Raw genomic sequence first — 17368 nt, 5'->3', positions numbered from 1 at the left:
ACAGTTCAACAAGCAACAGGCCAGCATTCAGCAGCCCAGCCAGTCAGGAGCCAAGCAACCGTGATCGAAGAGACTCTTCTCGAGGCCGCCGAAAAGATGGAGAAGGCCGTCGAGGTGGCCAAGGAGGACTTCGCCTCGATCCGTACCGGCCGGGCCAATCCTGCGCTGTACGCCAAGGTCATGGTCGAGTACTACGGCTCCCCGACGCCGCTTCAGCAGCTCGCTTCCTTCCAGGTCTCCGACGCGCGCACCATCCTCATCACGCCGTTCGACAAGACGGCACTTCGCGACATTGAGCGCGCGCTGAGCGATTCCGAGGTTGGCGCGAACCCTTCCAACGACGGCAGCGTGATCCGCGTCGTCCTTCCCGAGCTCACCCAAGAGCGCCGCAAGGAGTACGTCAAGATCGTCAAGGGCAAGGGTGAGGACGCGAAGGTGTCCATCCGCAGCATCCGGCGGAAGGCAAAGGAGTCGCTCGACCGCCTCGTCAAGGACGGCGAGGTGGGCGAGGACGACGGCGCCCGCGGTGAGAAGGAGCTCGACGGCCTGACCAAGCAGCACACGGACAGCGTGGACGAGCTCGTCAAGCGCAAGGAAGCCGAGCTGCTCGAGGTCTGATGGCCGATCCTCAGTCCGAGGCCGCCGGCCCGCCCCCTGATGCGCCCGGGGCGCCGGCTTCCAGACGTGCCCGGCGGGAGGCTGCGGTGGCTCATGCCAACGCGGCGGCCCAGGCTGCGTCGTCGTCGAAGACCGGCCGCAACCTTCCTGCCGCCATCGTCGTCGGCCTCGCCCTGCTCGCGGCAGTCCTCGCGGGTCTTTTCGTCTGGCCGCTCGGTTTTGTGCTCGTAGGAACCGCGGCGGGAGTCCTCGGCGTCTGGGAAGTCTTCCGTGCGCTCCAGACCCGCAGGACGAACATCCCGATCGTGCCTGTCCTCGTGGGCGCAGTGGCCATCCCGATCTCGGCTTTCTTCGGCGGCCAAGAGGCCCAGCTGTTCGTGCTCATCGCGGCGGCGGCTGCGGTCCTCCTGTGGCAGAGCCTCGAGCGAGCCGAGGGAGCTGTGACGAACGTCGTCGGAGGCGTCTTCGTACTGCTCTGGATCCCGTTCCTCGTGGGCTTCGCGGTCCTTCCCCTGCATGACACCGGGCTCCCTGCTCCACCACTCGGCCTCTGGCCCGGCCTCACAGTGCCTCGCAGCGTTCTGCAGCTCGTTGTCACACTTCTGCTTGTCGTCGCGAACGACACCTTCGGCTACATCGTCGGCGCAAGCCTAGGCAAGCACCCCATGGCCCCGAAGATCAGCCCCAAGAAGTCGTGGGAGGGGTTCGCAGGGTCCGTCGCCGGAGCCGTCGTCATCGGCGTTCTCGGGACGGTCTTCCTCCTCGGCCGCCCCTGGTGGGTCGGGGTCATCCTCGCAGTGGCGATGGTCGGGGCTGCGACTTCGGGTGATCTCGCCGAGTCGATGGTCAAACGCGAACTCGGCATCAAGGACATGAGCAGCATCCTGCCCGGCCATGGCGGCATGATGGACAGGCTCGACTCGCTTCTGTTCGGCGTGCCCGTCGCGTACATCCTGTTCAGCCTGCTGCCGTCGGCCTAGACAGCGGCAGCGGGACGGCAGGTTATTCTTGGCAAACAACAGGACGGAGGCACGGTGGCGCGCACTGATTCGGGAGCCGCGGCGGGATTCAAGAGGGTAGCCCGCGGGGAGCTGGGGTACAGCCCCAAGCAGGTCGAGAAGTTCATGGAGGCTGCCCGTGCCTACCTGCGCGGTTCCCGCTCGTCGGAGGTCGTAACGAGCCACGAGGTGCGTACCGTCGCATTCGACGCAGTCCGGGGAGGGTACGACGCCAGTCAGGTCGATGCCGCCTTGGATCGCCTCGAGGATGCTCTTGCCCGCCGTGAGCGCGATGAACTCATCGACAGCGAGGGAGAGGACGCGTGGCTGCATGAGGTCGGCTATCTCGCGGGGATCCTCCGGAACCGCCTCCTCCGCCCGGACGGGGACCGTTTCCGGCGCCCTTCCAGAAGCGGTTCGCCAAGCTACAGCGTGAAGGATGTCGACGATCTCTGCCACCGTCTCCTCGACTACCTTGAGCACGACGCGACGATGAGCGCCGACGATGTGCGCACCGCCGTATTCCGCACCGTCACCGGTGCTGACGGCTACGAGGAGACGCAGGTTGACGCGTTCCTGGACCGCTGCGTGGAGCTCATCGCCAAGATCGCCTGAGCGGGAAGGCTAGGCCTGCCAGAGTGGCAAGCGGAGTGTGAAGACGCTTCCGACGCCGAGTTCGCTCGTGACCGCCAACTCGCCGCCATGCTGCTCGGCGACCTCCTGTGCGAGAGCGAGCCCAAGGCCAGTGCCCGGGATCCCTGAGCGCAATGCCGCTGAGCTCCGCTGGAACCGCATGAACACCCGATCCAGATCCTCTGCGCCAATCCCGATCCCTTCGTCCTCGACCGAGAGGACCGCCCACGTGCCGTCCTGCCGGGCGCGGAGCCTCACCTTTCCGCCGTCGTCGGAATACTTGAGGGCGTTCGAGACGAGGTTGTCGATCACGCGGACGACGCCGGTTCGGTCGCCCAGGATGGGAAGGTCGGCGTCGGCGTCGACCTCCAAGGAGATATTCCGGCTTGCTGCCTCGGGCGCGGAGGCGACCGCCTGCTCCCGCACGAGCCGGGCCAAGTCCAAGGGCATCCGGTAGTCCTCTGTGGCACCGGAGGTCGCGGCGGCGAGGATGTCGTCGACCATTTTGTTGAGGTGCCGGGCGTTGCGCGCCATGACCTGGGTGTCCGAGCGGGCGGCGGGGCTCAGCGACGGATCGTCCTGGAGGAGTTCCGCGTAGCCGATGAGGCTCGTGAGCGGAGTTCGGAATTCGTGGGACATCGCTGCTACGAACGTCTCCCGCGCGCGCACGGCAGCGACGACCTCGGTCACGTCCGAGAAGGCGAGGACCGATCCGCCCCTGCACCCGTTGGCATCGAGGTACGCACGTGCCGAAACCGAGACGATGCGCGACTTCGGTCCGCGCCCCAGCCGGTACACCTCGTGTGAGAAGGTCTCACCGTTCATGGCCCTGTGCCGAGGACGATCAGCAGTCGGAACCGGCTGCTGGGAACTGTCGCGGAAAATGAGGAGATCGGGCTCACGGGCGTCCTCTACCCCGGGGGGAAGGGCCACCGCGTGGAGCTCCCGCTGCTGAGAATTCATGAGCAGGAGTTGGCCCTCGGTGTCGAATACGCCGACCCCGACGTCGACGGTGTCAAGGATCGTGTCGAGCAGATGCCCTCGTATCTCGCTGCGGTCGAGGAGCTCTTGGACGCGCCGCTGCTGGGCTTTCGCGCTCTGGGCCATGACGGCGGTGACCATGCCGATGGCAAGCATCATGAACGGCGTGAGGAATTCGGCCGCGAGAGTCGATGGGCCCGCCGTCCCGTTCATGAAATGCGGAACCCACACCATGAGGAGGCTCGCGACGCCTCCGAATGCCACCATGAGGCGAGGCCGATAGCCCGAGCCTGCGAGCCAGATGATGGGGAAGGCCGCTAGCAGCGCGAGCCCTTGGAGAACGTCTTGGGATGTGAAGCGAAGGAGCCCGATCACGTAGAAGTCGAGCACGGGAATGACGAGATGCGACCACCGGGGGAGACGGCTCCAGGGAACGGCTGCGCAGGATGCGAGAAGCAGGAGGGCGCCGGCTTGGCTTACGAGGAAGCCCGGCTCTGAGAATTCATCGGAGCGCACCACCCCGGCAATGACCATCACCAAGAGCATCGTGAGGTTGAGCGGCAGCTGATTCAGCACTACGCGTGTGCGGAGAGTGAGTTCGTGGAAGCGGACGTGCCCCAGCAGGATGTCCAAGAGCTGTTCCAAGGGCGGCCTTCCCCCTAAGCGATGCGGCTTGGTCAATTCTGTGACAAGTATGGTCGCTTGGGCGAGAGCGCTGCGTCAGTTGGGCGTTCTCGGGCCCCTTTCGAGCAACGGATCCATGCGGAACGGGATGAGTTCTCCCATCGCGAGCGCCGTGTCGGTGCGGTCGACTCCCTCGATCGCGAGGATCTTTCCGTGAATGCGGAAGAGGTCTTCGGCATCGACTGCGACGACCCGCAAGAGGAGGTCGGCTGTACCCGTCAAGCCGTGGCCTTCGAGCACTTCGGGGATGCGGGCGATCTCCTCGGTGATCTCGGCGAGCTGCCGCTGCTGAACGTGGACCGTGATGAACGCCAGGAGCGGGTAGCCGAGGGAGGCCGGGTTGATCCGGCGGTCAAACGGAAGGAAGGCGTGCTGTTCGAGGCGCGCGAGGCGTGCCTGCACCGTGTTTCGAGACAAGCCGAGCTCCTGCGCCAAGGCGACGACGGTCCGGCGCGGATCGACGGCGAGCGCCCGGAGGATGCGGGCATCGGTTGCATCCACGGAGTGCATGCTGCGCAGGCTAGCACGACGCCGAAGCCTCAGATAGGGCATTGTGCTCAATTTCAGTGCGATTGGTTGTACGCCTTGTTCGATGTGAGTATGGTCACAAATAACGGGGGCCTACAGGCCTCCCGCGAGCGAAAAGGATGCGTACCCGGTGTCCACATATCAAATGACCGCCGGACACGGCGGCTCTCCCATTCAGCTGCTCTCGCCGGACGGCGTTCGCCATCCGCACGAGCGCTATGACCGCTTTCTCGCCGACGTCGACGGCAACGTCGAAGGCGTCGACAGGGCCGCGCTCCTTGTCTCCATCTACGAGGACATGGTCGTCGCCCGCCGCGTCGACGCCGAGGGGACGGCCCTGCAGAGGCAGGGCCAGCTTGGCCTGTGGCCGCCCTTTGTGGGCCAGGAGGCCGCCCAGATCGGGTCAGCGCATGCTATTGGTGCAGACGACTTCATCTTCCCGAGCTATCGCGAGATCGGTGTCGCCTACGCCCGGGGAGCCGAGCTCCCTGATCTGGTCAGGCAGTGGCGTGGCAATGCGCACTCCGGCTGGGACCCGTTCGTGATGAACATGGCACCCTCGCAAGTCGTGATCGGTGCCCAGACCTTGCATGCCGTCGGCTACGCGATGGGCGTCCTGTTCGACGGCGCCGAGACCGCCGTCGTCACGTACTTCGGCGACGGCGCTACGAGCCAGGGCGACGTCAACGAGTCCATGGTCTTCGCCGCGAGCTTCCAAGCGCCCGTGGTCTTCTTCTGCCAGAACAACCAGTGGGCCATTTCCGAGCCCGTCGGTATCCAGGCCCACGTGCCAATAGCGCGGCGCGCTCCGGGGTTCGGCATCTCGAGCGTCCGCATCGACGGCAACGACGTCCTTGCGTGCCTCGCGGCAACCCGCGAGGCGCTCGAAAGGGCGCGCTCGGGGAATGGTCCCTCTTTCATCGAGGCGGTCACCTACCGTATGGGGCCGCATACGACGGCGGACGATCCCACTCGTTATCGGGACGCCAACGAGCTAGAGGACTGGAAGGAAAAGGACCCCATCGCACGGTTCGAGGCATACCTTGCCTCGATCGGCGTCGTCGACGACGCCGTGCGTGCGCGGGCCGCGGAGAAGGCCGACGCCGTCGCCGCAGCCCTGCGCGAGGCGACGATCCATATGCCCGATCCGGAACCGGAGTCCCTCTTCGAGCATGTGTACGCCGGCCCGCAGCCCGTGCTCGAGCGGCAACGGGACCACTTCGCCCGTTACCGCCACGGCATCGAGGGTGGCCTTGGTGCTGGCGCTGAGACGACAGCAGAGGGAGGACGCTGATGTCCGAGATGACTTTCGCCAAGGCTCTCAACGCGGGTCTTCGCAAATCAATGGAGCGTGACAGCAAGGTCGTCCTCATGGGCGAGGACATCGGCAAGCTGGGCGGCGTCTTCCGCATCACCGACGGATTGCAGAAGGACTTCGGCGCTCACCGTGTCATCGACACTCCTCTCGCGGAGTCCGGGATCATGGGGACCGCGATTGGCATGGCCTATCGAGGGTATCGGCCGGTGATCGAGATCCAGTTCGACGGTTTCGTCTACCCGGCGTTCGACCAGATCGTCTCCCAAGTGGCCAAGCTCCACTTCCGCAGCCTGGGGCGGATCAAGGTTCCCTTGACGATCCGCATCCCCTTCGGAGGGGGGATTGGCTCTCCCGAGCATCACTCGGAATCGCCCGAGGCGTATTTCGTGCACACGGCTGGGCTCCGTGTCGTCGCCGTCTCGAATCCACAGGACGCCTACTCGATGATTCAGCAGGCCATCGCGTGCGACGATCCAGTGGTCTTCTTCGAGCCCAAGCGGCGGTATCACGACAAGGGCGAAGTCGACGAAACGGCGGGTCTCGAGGGGCCGGGCGGTCTCGATCTGGGCGCTGCGCGCGTGCTCACTGAGGGCACGGACGTGACGCTCGTGGGGTACGGCCCCCTCGCCAAGACCTGTGCGGATGCCGCGACCGCGGCTTCGGACGAAGGAATCTCGGTCGAGGCCATTGATCTCCGTTCCCTCTCGCCGATTGACTACGCGACGCTCGAGGCGTCCGTCAGGAAGACAGGCCGCCTCGTCATCGCACACGAGGCCTCGCAGACAGCCGGGCTCGGCGCCGAAATCGCGGCCAGCATTACCGAACGCTGTTTCTACTTCCTCGAGCACGCCCCTGTGCGTGTCACGGGATTCGACGTGCCATACCCGCACTCAAAGCTCGAGTTCTTCCACCTGCCCGATCTCGACAGGATCCTCGACGGCGTCGACCGAGCAATGGGGCGGCCGAATTCCCTCAGCGGGACTGAGGAGGGCGAATGACTGCAACAGCAGATGCTCAGACCCAGACGCGCGAGTTCCGGCTGCCGGACCTCGGCGAGGGGCTCACGGAGTCGGAGATCGTAGCGTGGCGCGTCGGCGTCGGAGACTCGGTCGAGCTCAATCAGGTGATCGGCGAGGTGGAGACGGCCAAAGCCGTTGTCGAGCTCCCCAGCCCCTTCGCGGGCAGGGTCACCGCGCTGCTGGCTGAGCCGGGGCAGGTCGTCGCCGTTGGGGCCCCGATCGCGGAGTTCGAGGTGACAGGAACCGCCGCGCCGAGGCGAGAGCCCAACCTGGTCGGATACGGGGCGATGCCTGAAGCAGCCGGCCGCCCTGCTCGCAAGGCCAGGAGCTGGGCGACAGCGGTGCCAAGCGCCGGATCAGCCGCCGGTCCGGCTGCCGCCGCCGCTACGGTGCCGGCCACGGGTCCGGCTGCGAGCGCGGCCACGAGTCCAGCTGCCGAACCTCGCCCGGAGCGTCCTCGCTCGACCCCGCCCGTCCGAAAGCTCGCGAAGGATCTCGGGGTGGACCTCGCCGTCGTTCATGGAACCGGGCCGAAGGGCCTGGTGACGCGCGACGACGTACTCGCCGAGGTGGGTACGGTGGAGCCCTCAACTCCGGGTGCCCCACCGGCGACCTCGTCTGGCGCCAGCGAACGCGAGACCCGCATCCCTGTCCAAGGGGTGCGCAAGCAGACTGCAGCGGCGATGGTGGCGAGCGCCTTCACGGCGCCGCACGCGAGCGAGTTCCTCACGGTCGATGTCACTCCGACAATGGAGCTGTTGGCCAGGCTCAAGGCGTCGAAGGCGTTCTCCGACGTGAGGCTCACGCCCATGACGCTGGCCGCGAAGGCCGTCCTCGTAGCGCTGCGCCGGCACCCGTCCCTCAACGCCAAGTGGGACGAGAAGGCCCAGGAGATCGTCCAGTATCACTACGTGAACCTCGGCTTCGCGGCAGCGACGCCCCGCGGGCTCCTCGTGCCGAACGTCAAGGATGCCGAGATGCTCGACCTGCGCGAACTCGCCGATGCGATCGCAGGCCTCGTGGATGCTGCCCGAGATGGACGCATCGGGCCGAGTGACCTGACCGGCGGAACGATAACCATCACGAACATTGGCGTCTTCGGGGTGGACGCGGGGACGCCGATCCTCAACCCGGGCGAAGCTGCCATTCTGGCCTTGGGCCAGGTCCGGCGCATGCCGTGGGAGTATCGCGGGGAGATCGCGCTGCGCGAGGTGCTCACGCTCTCGCTCTCGTTCGACCACCGGATTGTTGACGGCGAGCAGGGGTCCCGGTTCCTCGCGGACGTCGGGGCGATCCTCGGGGACCCGGGCATGGTCATGACGATGGTGTAGCTGAAGGCGCCGTGAGCGCCGCCAGCGCCATTGACTCGAGCAGCTTACGGGCGGGCGCGGCGGGGACCCTTCCCCCGTCGCGCCGAGTGCGTCCTACTGAGTGCGGCGTCGAGTTGATGAGCCCGAACACCGCCTGGGCCCGGAGCCTCAACTCGGCTCGGGAGGCCTCGGGCTGCAAGCGGCGGAGCGCCTCAACCCACACGTCGACGTACGCGAGCTGGAGGGTCCGCACGGCGTTCTGGTCTTCCGGCGAGAGGCTCGTGAAGTCCCTGTCCTGCACGCGGATGACGTCAGGTTTGGAGAGCGCGAAGTCCACATGGAAGGCCACAAGCGCGCGGAGCGAGGTTCCGCCGTCGTCGGCCTCCCCGCCTGGGGCGAGCCCTGCCGCACGGCTGCCGCCGGTGAGGAGCTCCTCGCTCACTCCCACGAGCAGGGCCCCGAGCACAGCCTGCTTTCCACTGAAGTGGCGGTAGATGGCAGGTCCGCTGACGCCGACAGCGGCCCCCAGGTCGTCGAGGGAGACTCCTGCGAAGCCTTGAGCAGCGAACAGGGCCGCGGCCGCGTCCAGAAGGGCTTGACGCCGTACGGCCTTTGCCTCACTGCGGGGGCTGGCGGTCTCGTTCACATGATCTCCGAAAGAGTGGCGGCAGGGGAGTGGTGGACATCACAGTTAATCCAGACTAACTTGGTTTTCAGTTAATCGTCACTAACTGATCAGGCCGGAGGTTCGATGGAGACTCTGCTCACCCGGGCCGACCCTGCGAGTGCGGAATTCGCGGAGAACGAGGCCGCCCAGCGGGCGCTTGCCGCCGAGCTCGCCGAGCGTCTTGCTGCTGCGGCGCTCGGCGGCCCGCAGCGATCGCGGGAGCGGCATGTCGCCCGTGGGAAGCTGCTCCCGCGGGAGCGGATCGAGATGCTCCTGGACGAGGGATCGCCGTTCCTGGAGATCGCGCCCCTGGCCGCCAACGGGATGTATGGGGACGAGAGCCCCGGTGCCGGGGTGATCGCGGGGATCGGGCTGGTGCACGGACGGCAGGTTCTCGTGATCTCGAACGATGCGACAGTCAAGGGCGGGACGTACTACCCGATGACGGTGAAGAAGCATCTGCGGGCGCAGGAGATCGCGCTCGAGAACCGGCTTCCGTGTGTCTACCTCGTGGATTCGGGCGGGGCGTTCCTGCCGCGGCAGGACGAGGTGTTCCCGGACCGGGAGCACTTTGGGCGGATCTTCTACAACCAGGCGCGGATGTCGGCGGCGAAGATCCCGCAGATCGCCGCCGTGCTGGGCTCGTGCACCGCCGGGGGTGCGTATGTGCCGGCGATGAGCGATGAGACGGTCATCGTGCGGAACCAGGGGACGATCTTCCTCGGCGGCCCGCCGCTGGTGAAGGCCGCGATCGGGGAGATCGTGAGCGCCGAGGAACTGGGCGGCGGCGAGGTCCATGCCAAGATCTCCGGCGTCGCGGACCACCTCGCGGAGAACGACGAGCACGCCCTGGACATCGTCCGCGGCATCGTCGCGACGCTCCCGCCGCCGTCCTCCCCGCCTTGGGAGGTCCTCGCCGCCGTCGAGCCCAAGGCGGACCAGGGCGAGCTGTACGGCGTCGTGCCCACGGACGTCAACGCCAGGTACGACGTGCACGAGGTGCTCGCGCGGATCGTCGACGGAAGCGAGTTCCACGAGTTCAAGAAGGACTACGGGCAGACGCTCGTCACGGGGTTCGCGCGGATCCACGGCCATCCTGTGGGGATCGTGGCGAACAACGGGGTGCTGTTCTCCGAGTCCGCGATGAAGGGCGCGCACTTCATCGAGCTGTGCGACCAGCGCGGCACCCCGCTCGTGTTCCTGCAGAACATCTCCGGCTTCATGGTCGGCCGGGACTACGAGCGAGGCGGGATCGCCAAGCACGGTGCGAAGATGGTCGCCGCCGTCGCGACGACGCGCGTCCCCAAGCTGACCGTGGTGATCGGGGGATCGTTCGGCGCGGGGAACTACTCGATGTGCGGGCGCGCGTACTCGCCGCGCTTCCTGTGGATGTGGCCGGCGAGCCGGGTCTCGGTCATGGGCGGGAACCAGGCGGCCAGCGTCCTTGCGACGGTCAAGCGCGAGCAGCTCGAAGCCCGCGGCGAGGAGTGGAGCGCCGAGGACGAGGAGGCCTTCAAAGCCCCGATCAAGGCGCAGTACGAGGAGCAGGGGAGCCCCTACTATTCGACGGCCAGGCTCTGGGACGACGGCATCATCGACCCGTCGGACACCCGGCGCGTGCTCGGCATGGCGCTCGACGTCGTCGCCCAGGCGCCGCTGCCGGACACCTCGTTCGGCGTCTTCAGGATGTGAGGAAGGTGAGCCATTTGAAGGAAGCCCCACTCTTCACCAAGGTCCTCGTCGCCAACCGCGGGGAGATCGCGTGCCGCGTCATCCGTACCCTGCGCAGACTCGGCATTGCGTCCGTTGCCGTCTACAGCGACGCCGATGGTGGCGCGCGGCACGTCCGTGAGGCGGACGAGGCCGTGCGTATCGGCCCTGCGGCCGCTCCGGAAAGCTACCTCAACATCGCCGCGATCGTTGAGGCCTGCCGTGCCACTGGGGCCGACGCTGTCCATCCCGGCTATGGCTTCCTCAGCGAGAACGAGGCCTTCGCCCGGGCGCTGGGCGAGGCGGGGATCACGTTCGTGGGCCCGGGGGTCGAGGCCCTCGCGGTCATGGGGGACAAGATCCGGGCCAAGAACCACGTGGCGGGCTTCGGTGTGCCGGTGGTGCCCGGCATCGCCCGCCCGGGGCTCACCGACGCTGAGCTAGTGGAGGCGGCCGACGGCGTGGGGTACCCGCTGCTGATCAAGCCCTCCGCCGGGGGCGGCGGGAAGGGAATGCACGTCGTCGAGTCGGCCGACGAGCTTCCTCGAGCGCTCGCGACGGCCCGCCGGGTCGCCGCCGCCGCGTTCGGGGACGACACGCTGTTCCTCGAGCGGCTCATCCGTGCGCCGCGGCACATCGAGGTCCAGGTCCTCGCCGACCAGCACGGCAACACCATCCACCTGGGCGAGCGTGAGTGCTCCCTGCAGCGGCGCCACCAGAAGGTCATCGAGGAGGCACCTTCGCCCCTGTTCGACACGGCGCTGGGCGCGCAGACGCGGGCCAAGATCGGCCAGGCGGCGTGCGACGCCGCGCGCAGCGTCGGCTACACCGGCGCCGGGACGGTGGAATTCCTCGTGAGCGACGAGGCACCCGACGAATTCTTCTTCATGGAGATGAACACGCGCCTGCAGGTTGAGCACCCCGTCACCGAGATGGTCACGGGGGTGGACCTCGTCGAGCAGCAGCTCCGCATCGCCGCTGGGGAACCGCTTGGGCTCGTCCAAGACGATCTCCACCTCGATGGCCACGCCATCGAAGCGCGCGTCTACTCCGAGGCGCTGGTCGAGACCGGAGCCGGACGGCGGGAATTCCTCCCCGCGACGGGAACCATCGAGTTCCTGCGAGAGCCCGTAGGGAGCGGGATCCGCGTCGACAGTTCGCTCCTCGAGGGCCTGAACATCAGCGCCGACTACGACCCGATGCTCGCCAAGACCATCGCCTGGGGCCGCGATCGGAACGAAGCCCTCACCCGGCTCGATGCTGCGCTCGCGGACTACGCCGTTCTGGGCGTCGCGACCAACATCGAGTACCTGCGGCTGCTCCTCGAGGACCCGGATGTGCAGGCAGGCAAGCTCGACACGACACTCATCGAGCGGAGGCTTGAGCATCTCGAGTTCCGGGCCCCGGAAGAGGCCGAAATGGTCGCCGCAGCCCTCCTCGCCGAGCACACACGGGAACGGCACGACGGCGCCGGCGCTTGGCGTCTGGACGGGTGGCGCTCCGGCGCCGCGGCTGCGAGACGCGTGACGCTCGGAACGCCGGACGGCGGCGTCGTCACCGTGCGCGTTTCCGCGCCTCAGGGCGATCGCGGTACTCCACCCGACCTCTGGCGCGTCGCCGTCGAGGCGGGCAGCGAGCGCAAGGTGAGCTTCGCCGTCGTCGGCCATTCAGTGCAGCTTGAGCTCGATGGCGAGCCGCACACGTACTCGTGGGCCGTGGGCCGGGCTGGCGAGGGCCAGCGGATCTTCTTGGGCGACGGCGGATGGTCGATCGCGTTCCCGGTGCTCGGCCGCGCGGAGCGACTCGAGCGAGTTCTCGCCGCGATCCACCGGAACGAGGGCGAGGCCTCACCCGAGGTGCGCTCTCCCATGCCGGGTACCGTCGTTTCGGTCGCCGTCGCGCCGGGCCAGAGCGTTGAGCCGGGCAGCCGCTCGTGAGCGTCGAGGCGATGAAGATGGAGCACCAGCTCGTCGCCGGCGTCGCTGGGACCGTCCAGCTCCATGTCGGCATCGGCGCGCTCGTCAAGGCAGATCAGGTCGTGGCCACCGTAACGCCCGCATCAACTCACGCCGCCCCCGAACCTTCCCCCCAATCCTGAGGAGCTGCTCATGGTCGACTTCCAACTCGACGACGAATACCAGGAGCTCAGCGATACCGTGCGCGAGTTCGCGGACGAGGTCGTCGCGCCCGTATCGCAACGGCACGACGAGGAGCACAGCTTCCCCTACGAGATCGTGGCGCAGATGGGTGATCTCGGCCTCTTCGGCCTGCCCTTCCCCGAGGAGTACGGCGGCATGGGCGGCGACTACTTCGCCCTGGCCCTCGCGCTCGAACAGCTCGGGCGCGTCGACCAGTCGGTCGCCATCACCCTCGAGGCCGGAGTTTCGCTTGGTGCGATGCCCGTCTACCGGTTCGGAACCAAGAAACAGAAGGAGACTTGGCTGCCGGATCTCGCTGCCGGGCGCTCGCTCGCAGGCTTCGGGCTCACGGAGCCCGAAGCTGGCTCGGACGCGGGCGGGACGAAGACCTACGCGCGCCTACAGGATAGTGCCGAGGGGCGCGAATGGGTGATCAACGGTGCGAAGGAGTTCATCACGAACTCCGGAACGGACATCACCAAGTTCGTGACCGTGACGGCGGTGACCGGCACCGAGCAACGGGACGACGGAACTGCCCGCAAAGAGATCTCCACGATCATCGTTCCGTCCGGTACCCCCGGGTTCCGGGCGGAACGGCCCTACAACAAGGTCGGCTGGAACGCCTCGGACACCCACCCGCTCTCCTTCAAAGACGCTCGAGTGCCTGAGGAGAACTTGCTCGGGGTGCGAGGCCGCGGGTACGCCAACTTCCTCTCGATCCTCGACGAGGGCCGCATCGCCATCGCCGCGCTCGCGACCGGCGCGGCTCAAGGGTGTGTTGACCTGTCGGTCAAGTATGCGAAGGAGCGCAGTGCGTTCGGAACGGCTATCGGCAAGTACCAGGCCATCCAGTTCAAGATCGCCCGGATGAAGGCCCGCGCTCACACCGCACGGCTCGCCTATTACGACGCTGCCGCCCGGATGCTCGCAGGCAAGCCGTTCAAGACCGAGGCGGCGATCGCGAAGATGGTTGCCGGAGAGGCGGCGATGGACAACGCCCGCGATGCGACCCAAGTGTTCGGCGGTTACGGGTTCATCAACGAATTCACTGTGGCGCGCCACTACCGCGATTCGAAGATCCTCGAGGTGGGGGAGGGGACAACCGAGGTGCAGCTCATGCTGATTGCGCGGGAGCTGGGGCTGTAGCTTGGGTGCCAGGGCGTAAATCTAGGAGTCGGATTCTGGAGGAGGGGCTGTGATCGACAAAGTGGTGGCCACTGTCGAGGAGGCCGTGGCTGACATCCCGGACGGGGCTTCCCTCGCCGTCGGTGGCTTCGGGCTGTGCGGAATTCCCGTTGGCCTCATCGACGCGTTGTTCCGCCGAGGCACGAAGGACCTCGAGACGATCAGCAACAACTGCGGCGTCGACGACTGGGGCCTCGGCGTCCTCCTCTCCTCAGGCCGAATACGGCGCACAGTGAGCTCCTACGTAGGCGAGAACAAGGAGTTCGCGCGGCAGTTCTTGGCAGGGGAGCTCGAGGTCGTCCTCACGCCGCAAGGGACGCTCGCGGAGAAGCTGAGAGCCGGAGGAGCTGGCATCCCGGCGTTCTATACCTCGGCGGGAGTCGGAACGCAGGTCGCCGAAGGCGGCCTGCCGCAGAAGTACGACGCCGAAGGGAACGTCGCGAAGGCTTCCTCACCAAAGGAGGTGCGCACGTTTCACGGCGCCGAGTACGTCCTCGAGGAGTCGTTGACCCCCGACTTCGGTCTTGTGCACGCCCTCAAGGGAGACCGGCACGGGAACCTCGTCTTCCACGAGACCGCAATGAACTTCAACCCGCTCTGTGCCATGGCGGGAAGGGTCACCATCGCCGAGGTCGAGGAGCTCGTCGAGCCGGGCGAACTCAACCCGGAGCACATCCATACCCCCGGGATCTTTGTCCAGCGCATTGTGCACGTGCCCTCCGATAGCCCGTTGGGGGAGAAGAGAATCGAGAAGAGGACGGCCGCGACGGGTGCCGGCCAGTCGAGAGGGGAGGCTTCCTGATGCCCTGGTCGCGGAACGAGCTGGCTGCGCGAGTGGCCCGCGAACTCAAGAACGGTCAATACGTGAATCTCGGCATCGGAATGCCGACCCTCATTCCGAACTACATCCCCGACGGTGTCGAAGTTGTGCTGCACTCGGAGAACGGCATCCTCGGAACCGGCCCCTATCCTGCCGAGGATCAAATCGATCCGGACCTCATCAACGCCGGCAAAGAGACGGTGACGGTCAATAAGGGTGCGGCCTTCTTCGATTCCGCCACCTCTTTCGGAATGGTCCGTGGCGGTCACGTCGACGTAGCGGTATTGGGCGCAATGGAGGTGTCTCAGAGCGGCGATCTGGCGAACTGGATGATCCCCGGCAAGATGGTCAAAGGCATGGGCGGCGCGATGGACCTCGTCTTTGGCGCAAAGAAGCTCATCGTGATGATGGATCACACGGACAAGACGGGGAAGCCGAAGCTGCTGCGCGAATGCACGCTCCCGCTCACCGGGACTGGCTGCGTGGATCGCATTATCACCGACCTCGGAGTGATCGACGTCGTCCACGATGGGGAGCGCTCCGTCTTCGTGCTCCGGGAGCTTGCCCCGGGCGTAACGGAGGACGAGGTCGCCGCAAAGACCGATGCCGAACTCGATGTGGAGATCCACGACAATGAGCCCTGAGGCGAGGGAACAGCCGAACGGGAACCAGGTGAACGGGGATCAGCCGAACGGGGATCAGCCTCGCATTGTCGAGCAACGAGGGCTGTACTACGACGAGATCGAGCAGGGCGTTGTCTACGCTCACCGCCCCGGGCGCACCGTCACTGAGGCCGACAATGTCTTCTTTACCGCGTTGACGATGAATACTCAGGCCCTCCACCTCGACGCCGCGTGGAGCGCTAGCCAGCCCTTCGGCCAACGGCTCGTCAATTCGATGTTCACGCTGGCGACGCTGGTCGGGCAATCGGTCGCCCAGCTCACCCAAGGCACTATCGTTGCGCAGCTCGGCCTCACCGACGTCTCGTTCCCGCACCCCCTGTTCCACGGCGATACGCTCTACACGGAAACTGTCGTCCTCGAGAAGCGGCTGTCATCGTCCCGTCCCGGTCAGGGGATCGTGACGATGGAGCACATCGGCCGCAATCAGGACGGCGTCGTCGTCGCCCGTGCCAAGCGCACGTGCCTGATGTGGACCAAGGATGCTCATCGATGACCTTCGCAGTGCCCTTCTCTATGGGCCCCGCTCTCCTTTTCTGCCCGGCTGACCGCCCCGAGCGCTTCGCCAAGGCAGCCGACCGTGCCGACGCCGTCATCCTCGATCTGGAAGACGCAGTCGCACCGGATGCCAAGCAGAGCGCCAGAGAGAACCTCGCCGCGCACCCCCTCGACCCTGCGCGGACAATCGTGCGCATCAACGCCGCCTCGACGGCCGATTTTGAAGCGGACCTGGCGGCCCTCGCGACAACGCCATATCGCACTGTCATGCTCGCCAAGGCCGAGAGCGTCGAACAGGTGCGCCAGCTCCCTGATCTTGACGTTGTTGCACTCTGCGAGACGGCGCTTGGCGTACTCAACTGCGGTGGGATTGCTGCTGAGCCGAACGTCGTCGGCCTCATGTGGGGTGCAGAGGATCTGATCGCTTCCTTGGGCGGCACGTCGAGCAGGGCGGACGACGGCGGTTATCGCGCCGTGGCTCTCCACGCCCGTTCGACCGTGCTGCTCTCGGCGGGGGCGTTCGGCAAGGCGGCAATAGATGCCGTCTACACCGCGATACCTGATCTTGCTGGTCTTGCCACCGAGTCGGTCGACGCCGCAGCCTCTGGATTTACCGCCAAGGCATGCATTCACCCCAGTCAGGTGGCGGTTGTGCGAGAGGCATACGCGCCTAGCGAAGAGGCTGTTGTTGCCGCCCGCGAGCTGCTCGCCGCGGCCGAGACCGCTGGCACCGGAGTTTTTCAACATCAGGGGCGAATGATCGACGGACCGATCCTGAGGCACGCCGAATCCGTGCTGCGGCGCGCGGGTGTCTAGCGTGGACTTCGCAGGTGGGAGTCAAGCGGGGGGACGTTAAGCGAGGAGGATCCCGTCCGACGTTTCCGAGTGGGCTTGAACGCTGAGTGCGCTTTGAACGCTGAGTGCTCTTAGAACGGCGGCGGTTCTCCTTGGCGTGGCCGTTGGGTAGCAGGCTCGCTTCCCGATGGTGACTCGCTCGGCGCGATGGACCGGTTGTCGGGAGGGGCCGACCGAAAGCCGTCCCAGGCAGGCCGAAAGTCGTCGCAAGCGGACGAGCCGGCTTCGGTGCCGGGCGATTCAGGCACGCACGTGTGTGCGCCGGGGTCCTTCGCGTCTGCAGGCCGGTCTGCGGGCTCGCTGATGTAGGTGCGCCCGAGCGGTGATGTCCATTCCAGACTTCCCGGCGCTTTCGAGCGGCCCGACGGGTTCAGGTGTCCCGGCGGCGTAGCGCCCCCGCTCGATTCCTCGGCCTCGGGTTGGCGGTGGCCGTCTGGAGGCAGGTGGCTGTCTGGTTGGTGGTGGCTGTCTGGTGGGTGGTGGTAGGTCCAGGCGCCGATGGATTTGAGGGCGTGGTGTTTCCGGCACAGGAGGGCGAGGTTGCGGGGGTCGGTGGTGCCGCCGTCCTGCCATTCGGTGGTGTGGTCGGGTTCGCAGGCGTGGGCGGGGCGGGTGCAGCCGGGGAACCTGCATCCGCCGTCGCGGTGGGCGAGGTAGCGGCGCAGTGCCTTGGGCGGGCGGTAGGCGGTGCGCCCGACCCCGAGCGCGGCCCCGGTGTCCCAGTCG

General features: G+C 66.7%; 16 protein-coding genes and 1 pseudogene. 13 read left to right on the top strand and 4 right to left on the bottom strand.

The features are described from left to right. The first annotated feature begins 60 nt into the window (after positions 1–60). Genes frr through LK10_RS16920 form a run of 3 tightly spaced genes read left to right on the top strand, consistent with a single transcriptional unit; the run spans position 61 to position 2231 of the window. Positions 61–618, top strand: a complete 558-nt coding sequence (gene frr, locus LK10_RS16930) for a ribosome recycling factor (protein ID WP_043126247.1) — start codon at positions 61–63, stop codon at positions 616–618. After that, on the top strand, positions 618–1598 hold the full coding sequence (locus LK10_RS16925; protein ID WP_081998632.1) for a phosphatidate cytidylyltransferase: 981 nt from the start codon (positions 618–620) through the stop codon (positions 1596–1598). Before frr ends, LK10_RS16925 begins: the two co-directional genes overlap by 1 nt. 54 nt (positions 1599–1652) lie before the next feature. Beyond that, the gene (locus LK10_RS16920; protein WP_043126246.1) at positions 1653–2231 is read left to right on the top strand and encodes a DivIVA domain-containing protein; all 579 of its coding nucleotides are present in this window, start codon (positions 1653–1655) and stop codon (positions 2229–2231) included. A 9-nt stretch (positions 2232–2240) separates the two neighbouring features. On the opposite strand, the gene LK10_RS16915 is transcribed toward LK10_RS16920, so the two are convergent. Continuing rightward, entirely contained in the window at positions 2241–3875 is a 1635-nt protein-coding gene (locus tag LK10_RS16915) for a sensor histidine kinase (RefSeq protein WP_156144230.1), read from the bottom strand. 75 nt (positions 3876–3950) lie between these two features. Continuing rightward, positions 3951–4424, bottom strand: coding sequence for an Lrp/AsnC family transcriptional regulator (locus tag LK10_RS16910; protein WP_043126462.1), 474 nt, complete (start codon positions 4422–4424; stop codon positions 3951–3953). A 163-nt stretch (positions 4425–4587) separates the two neighbouring features. On the opposite strand from LK10_RS16910, the gene pdhA reads away from it, so the two are divergent. The 3 genes from pdhA to LK10_RS16895 are packed head-to-tail and all read left to right on the top strand — an operon-like array spanning position 4588 to position 8110. Continuing rightward, entirely contained in the window at positions 4588–5736 is a 1149-nt protein-coding gene (pdhA, locus tag LK10_RS16905) for a pyruvate dehydrogenase (acetyl-transferring) E1 component subunit alpha (protein WP_156144239.1), read from the top strand. Continuing rightward, positions 5736–6758, top strand: a complete 1023-nt coding sequence (locus LK10_RS16900) for an alpha-ketoacid dehydrogenase subunit beta (protein ID WP_043126241.1) — start codon at positions 5736–5738, stop codon at positions 6756–6758. Before pdhA ends, LK10_RS16900 begins: the two co-directional genes overlap by 1 nt. Beyond that, on the top strand, positions 6755–8110 hold the full coding sequence (locus tag LK10_RS16895; protein ID WP_043126239.1) for a dihydrolipoamide acetyltransferase family protein: 1356 nt from the start codon (positions 6755–6757) through the stop codon (positions 8108–8110). The genes LK10_RS16900 and LK10_RS16895 overlap by 4 nt, the downstream gene beginning before the upstream one ends. On the opposite strand, the gene LK10_RS16890 is transcribed toward LK10_RS16895, so the two are convergent. After that, a complete protein-coding gene (locus tag LK10_RS16890) occupies positions 8094–8735 on the bottom strand; it encodes a TetR/AcrR family transcriptional regulator (RefSeq protein WP_052207502.1) in 642 nt (213 codons plus the stop codon). The two genes, LK10_RS16895 and LK10_RS16890, sit on opposite strands and share 17 nt — an antisense overlap. Positions 8736–8840: 105 nt before the next feature. On the opposite strand from LK10_RS16890, the gene LK10_RS16885 reads away from it, so the two are divergent. The 7 genes and pseudogenes from LK10_RS16885 to LK10_RS16855 all read left to right on the top strand — a co-directional run bounded on the left by LK10_RS16885 (position 8841) and on the right by LK10_RS16855 (position 16603). Beyond that, a complete protein-coding gene (locus LK10_RS16885; protein WP_043126238.1) occupies positions 8841–10448 on the top strand; it encodes a carboxyl transferase domain-containing protein in 1608 nt (535 codons plus the stop codon). After that, positions 10445–12564 (top strand): annotated as a pseudogene (locus LK10_RS16880) (ATP-binding protein). Before LK10_RS16885 ends, LK10_RS16880 begins: the two are co-directional and overlap by 4 nt. Before the next feature lie 10 nt (positions 12565–12574). Further along, complete coding sequence (locus LK10_RS16875; RefSeq protein WP_043126236.1) at positions 12575–13750, top strand: acyl-CoA dehydrogenase family protein; 1176 nt, start codon at positions 12575–12577, stop codon at positions 13748–13750. A gap of 49 nt (positions 13751–13799) precedes the next feature. Then, on the top strand, positions 13800–14591 hold the full coding sequence (locus LK10_RS16870) for a CoA transferase subunit A (RefSeq protein ID WP_043126233.1): 792 nt from the start codon (positions 13800–13802) through the stop codon (positions 14589–14591). Then, complete coding sequence (locus tag LK10_RS16865) at positions 14591–15253, top strand: CoA transferase subunit B (protein WP_043126230.1); 663 nt, start codon at positions 14591–14593, stop codon at positions 15251–15253. The genes LK10_RS16870 and LK10_RS16865 overlap by 1 nt, the downstream gene beginning before the upstream one ends. Beyond that, positions 15243–15785 (top strand): MaoC family dehydratase, encoded by a 543-nt coding sequence (locus tag LK10_RS16860; RefSeq protein ID WP_081998631.1) that lies wholly within the window; start codon positions 15243–15245, stop codon positions 15783–15785. Before LK10_RS16865 ends, LK10_RS16860 begins: the two co-directional genes overlap by 11 nt. 8 nt (positions 15786–15793) lie before the next feature. Further along, positions 15794–16603 carry an HpcH/HpaI aldolase/citrate lyase family protein gene (locus LK10_RS16855; RefSeq protein WP_043126453.1) on the top strand — a complete coding sequence of 270 codons (810 nt, stop codon included), beginning with the start codon at positions 15794–15796 and terminating at the stop codon, positions 16601–16603. A gap of 110 nt (positions 16604–16713) precedes the next feature. Here LK10_RS16855 and LK10_RS16850 read toward each other — a convergent pair. Next, a partial coding sequence (locus tag LK10_RS16850) for an HNH endonuclease signature motif containing protein (RefSeq protein WP_043126227.1) occupies positions 16714–17368 on the bottom strand: 655 nt, incomplete at its 5' end.

It is taken from the genome of Sinomonas humi, assembly GCF_000802235.1.
Classification (GTDB): domain Bacteria; phylum Actinomycetota; class Actinomycetes; order Actinomycetales; family Micrococcaceae; genus Sinomonas; species Sinomonas humi.
The sequence above is the reverse complement of the archived record's forward strand: the minus strand, read 5'-3'. Positions and strand labels throughout refer to the sequence as shown.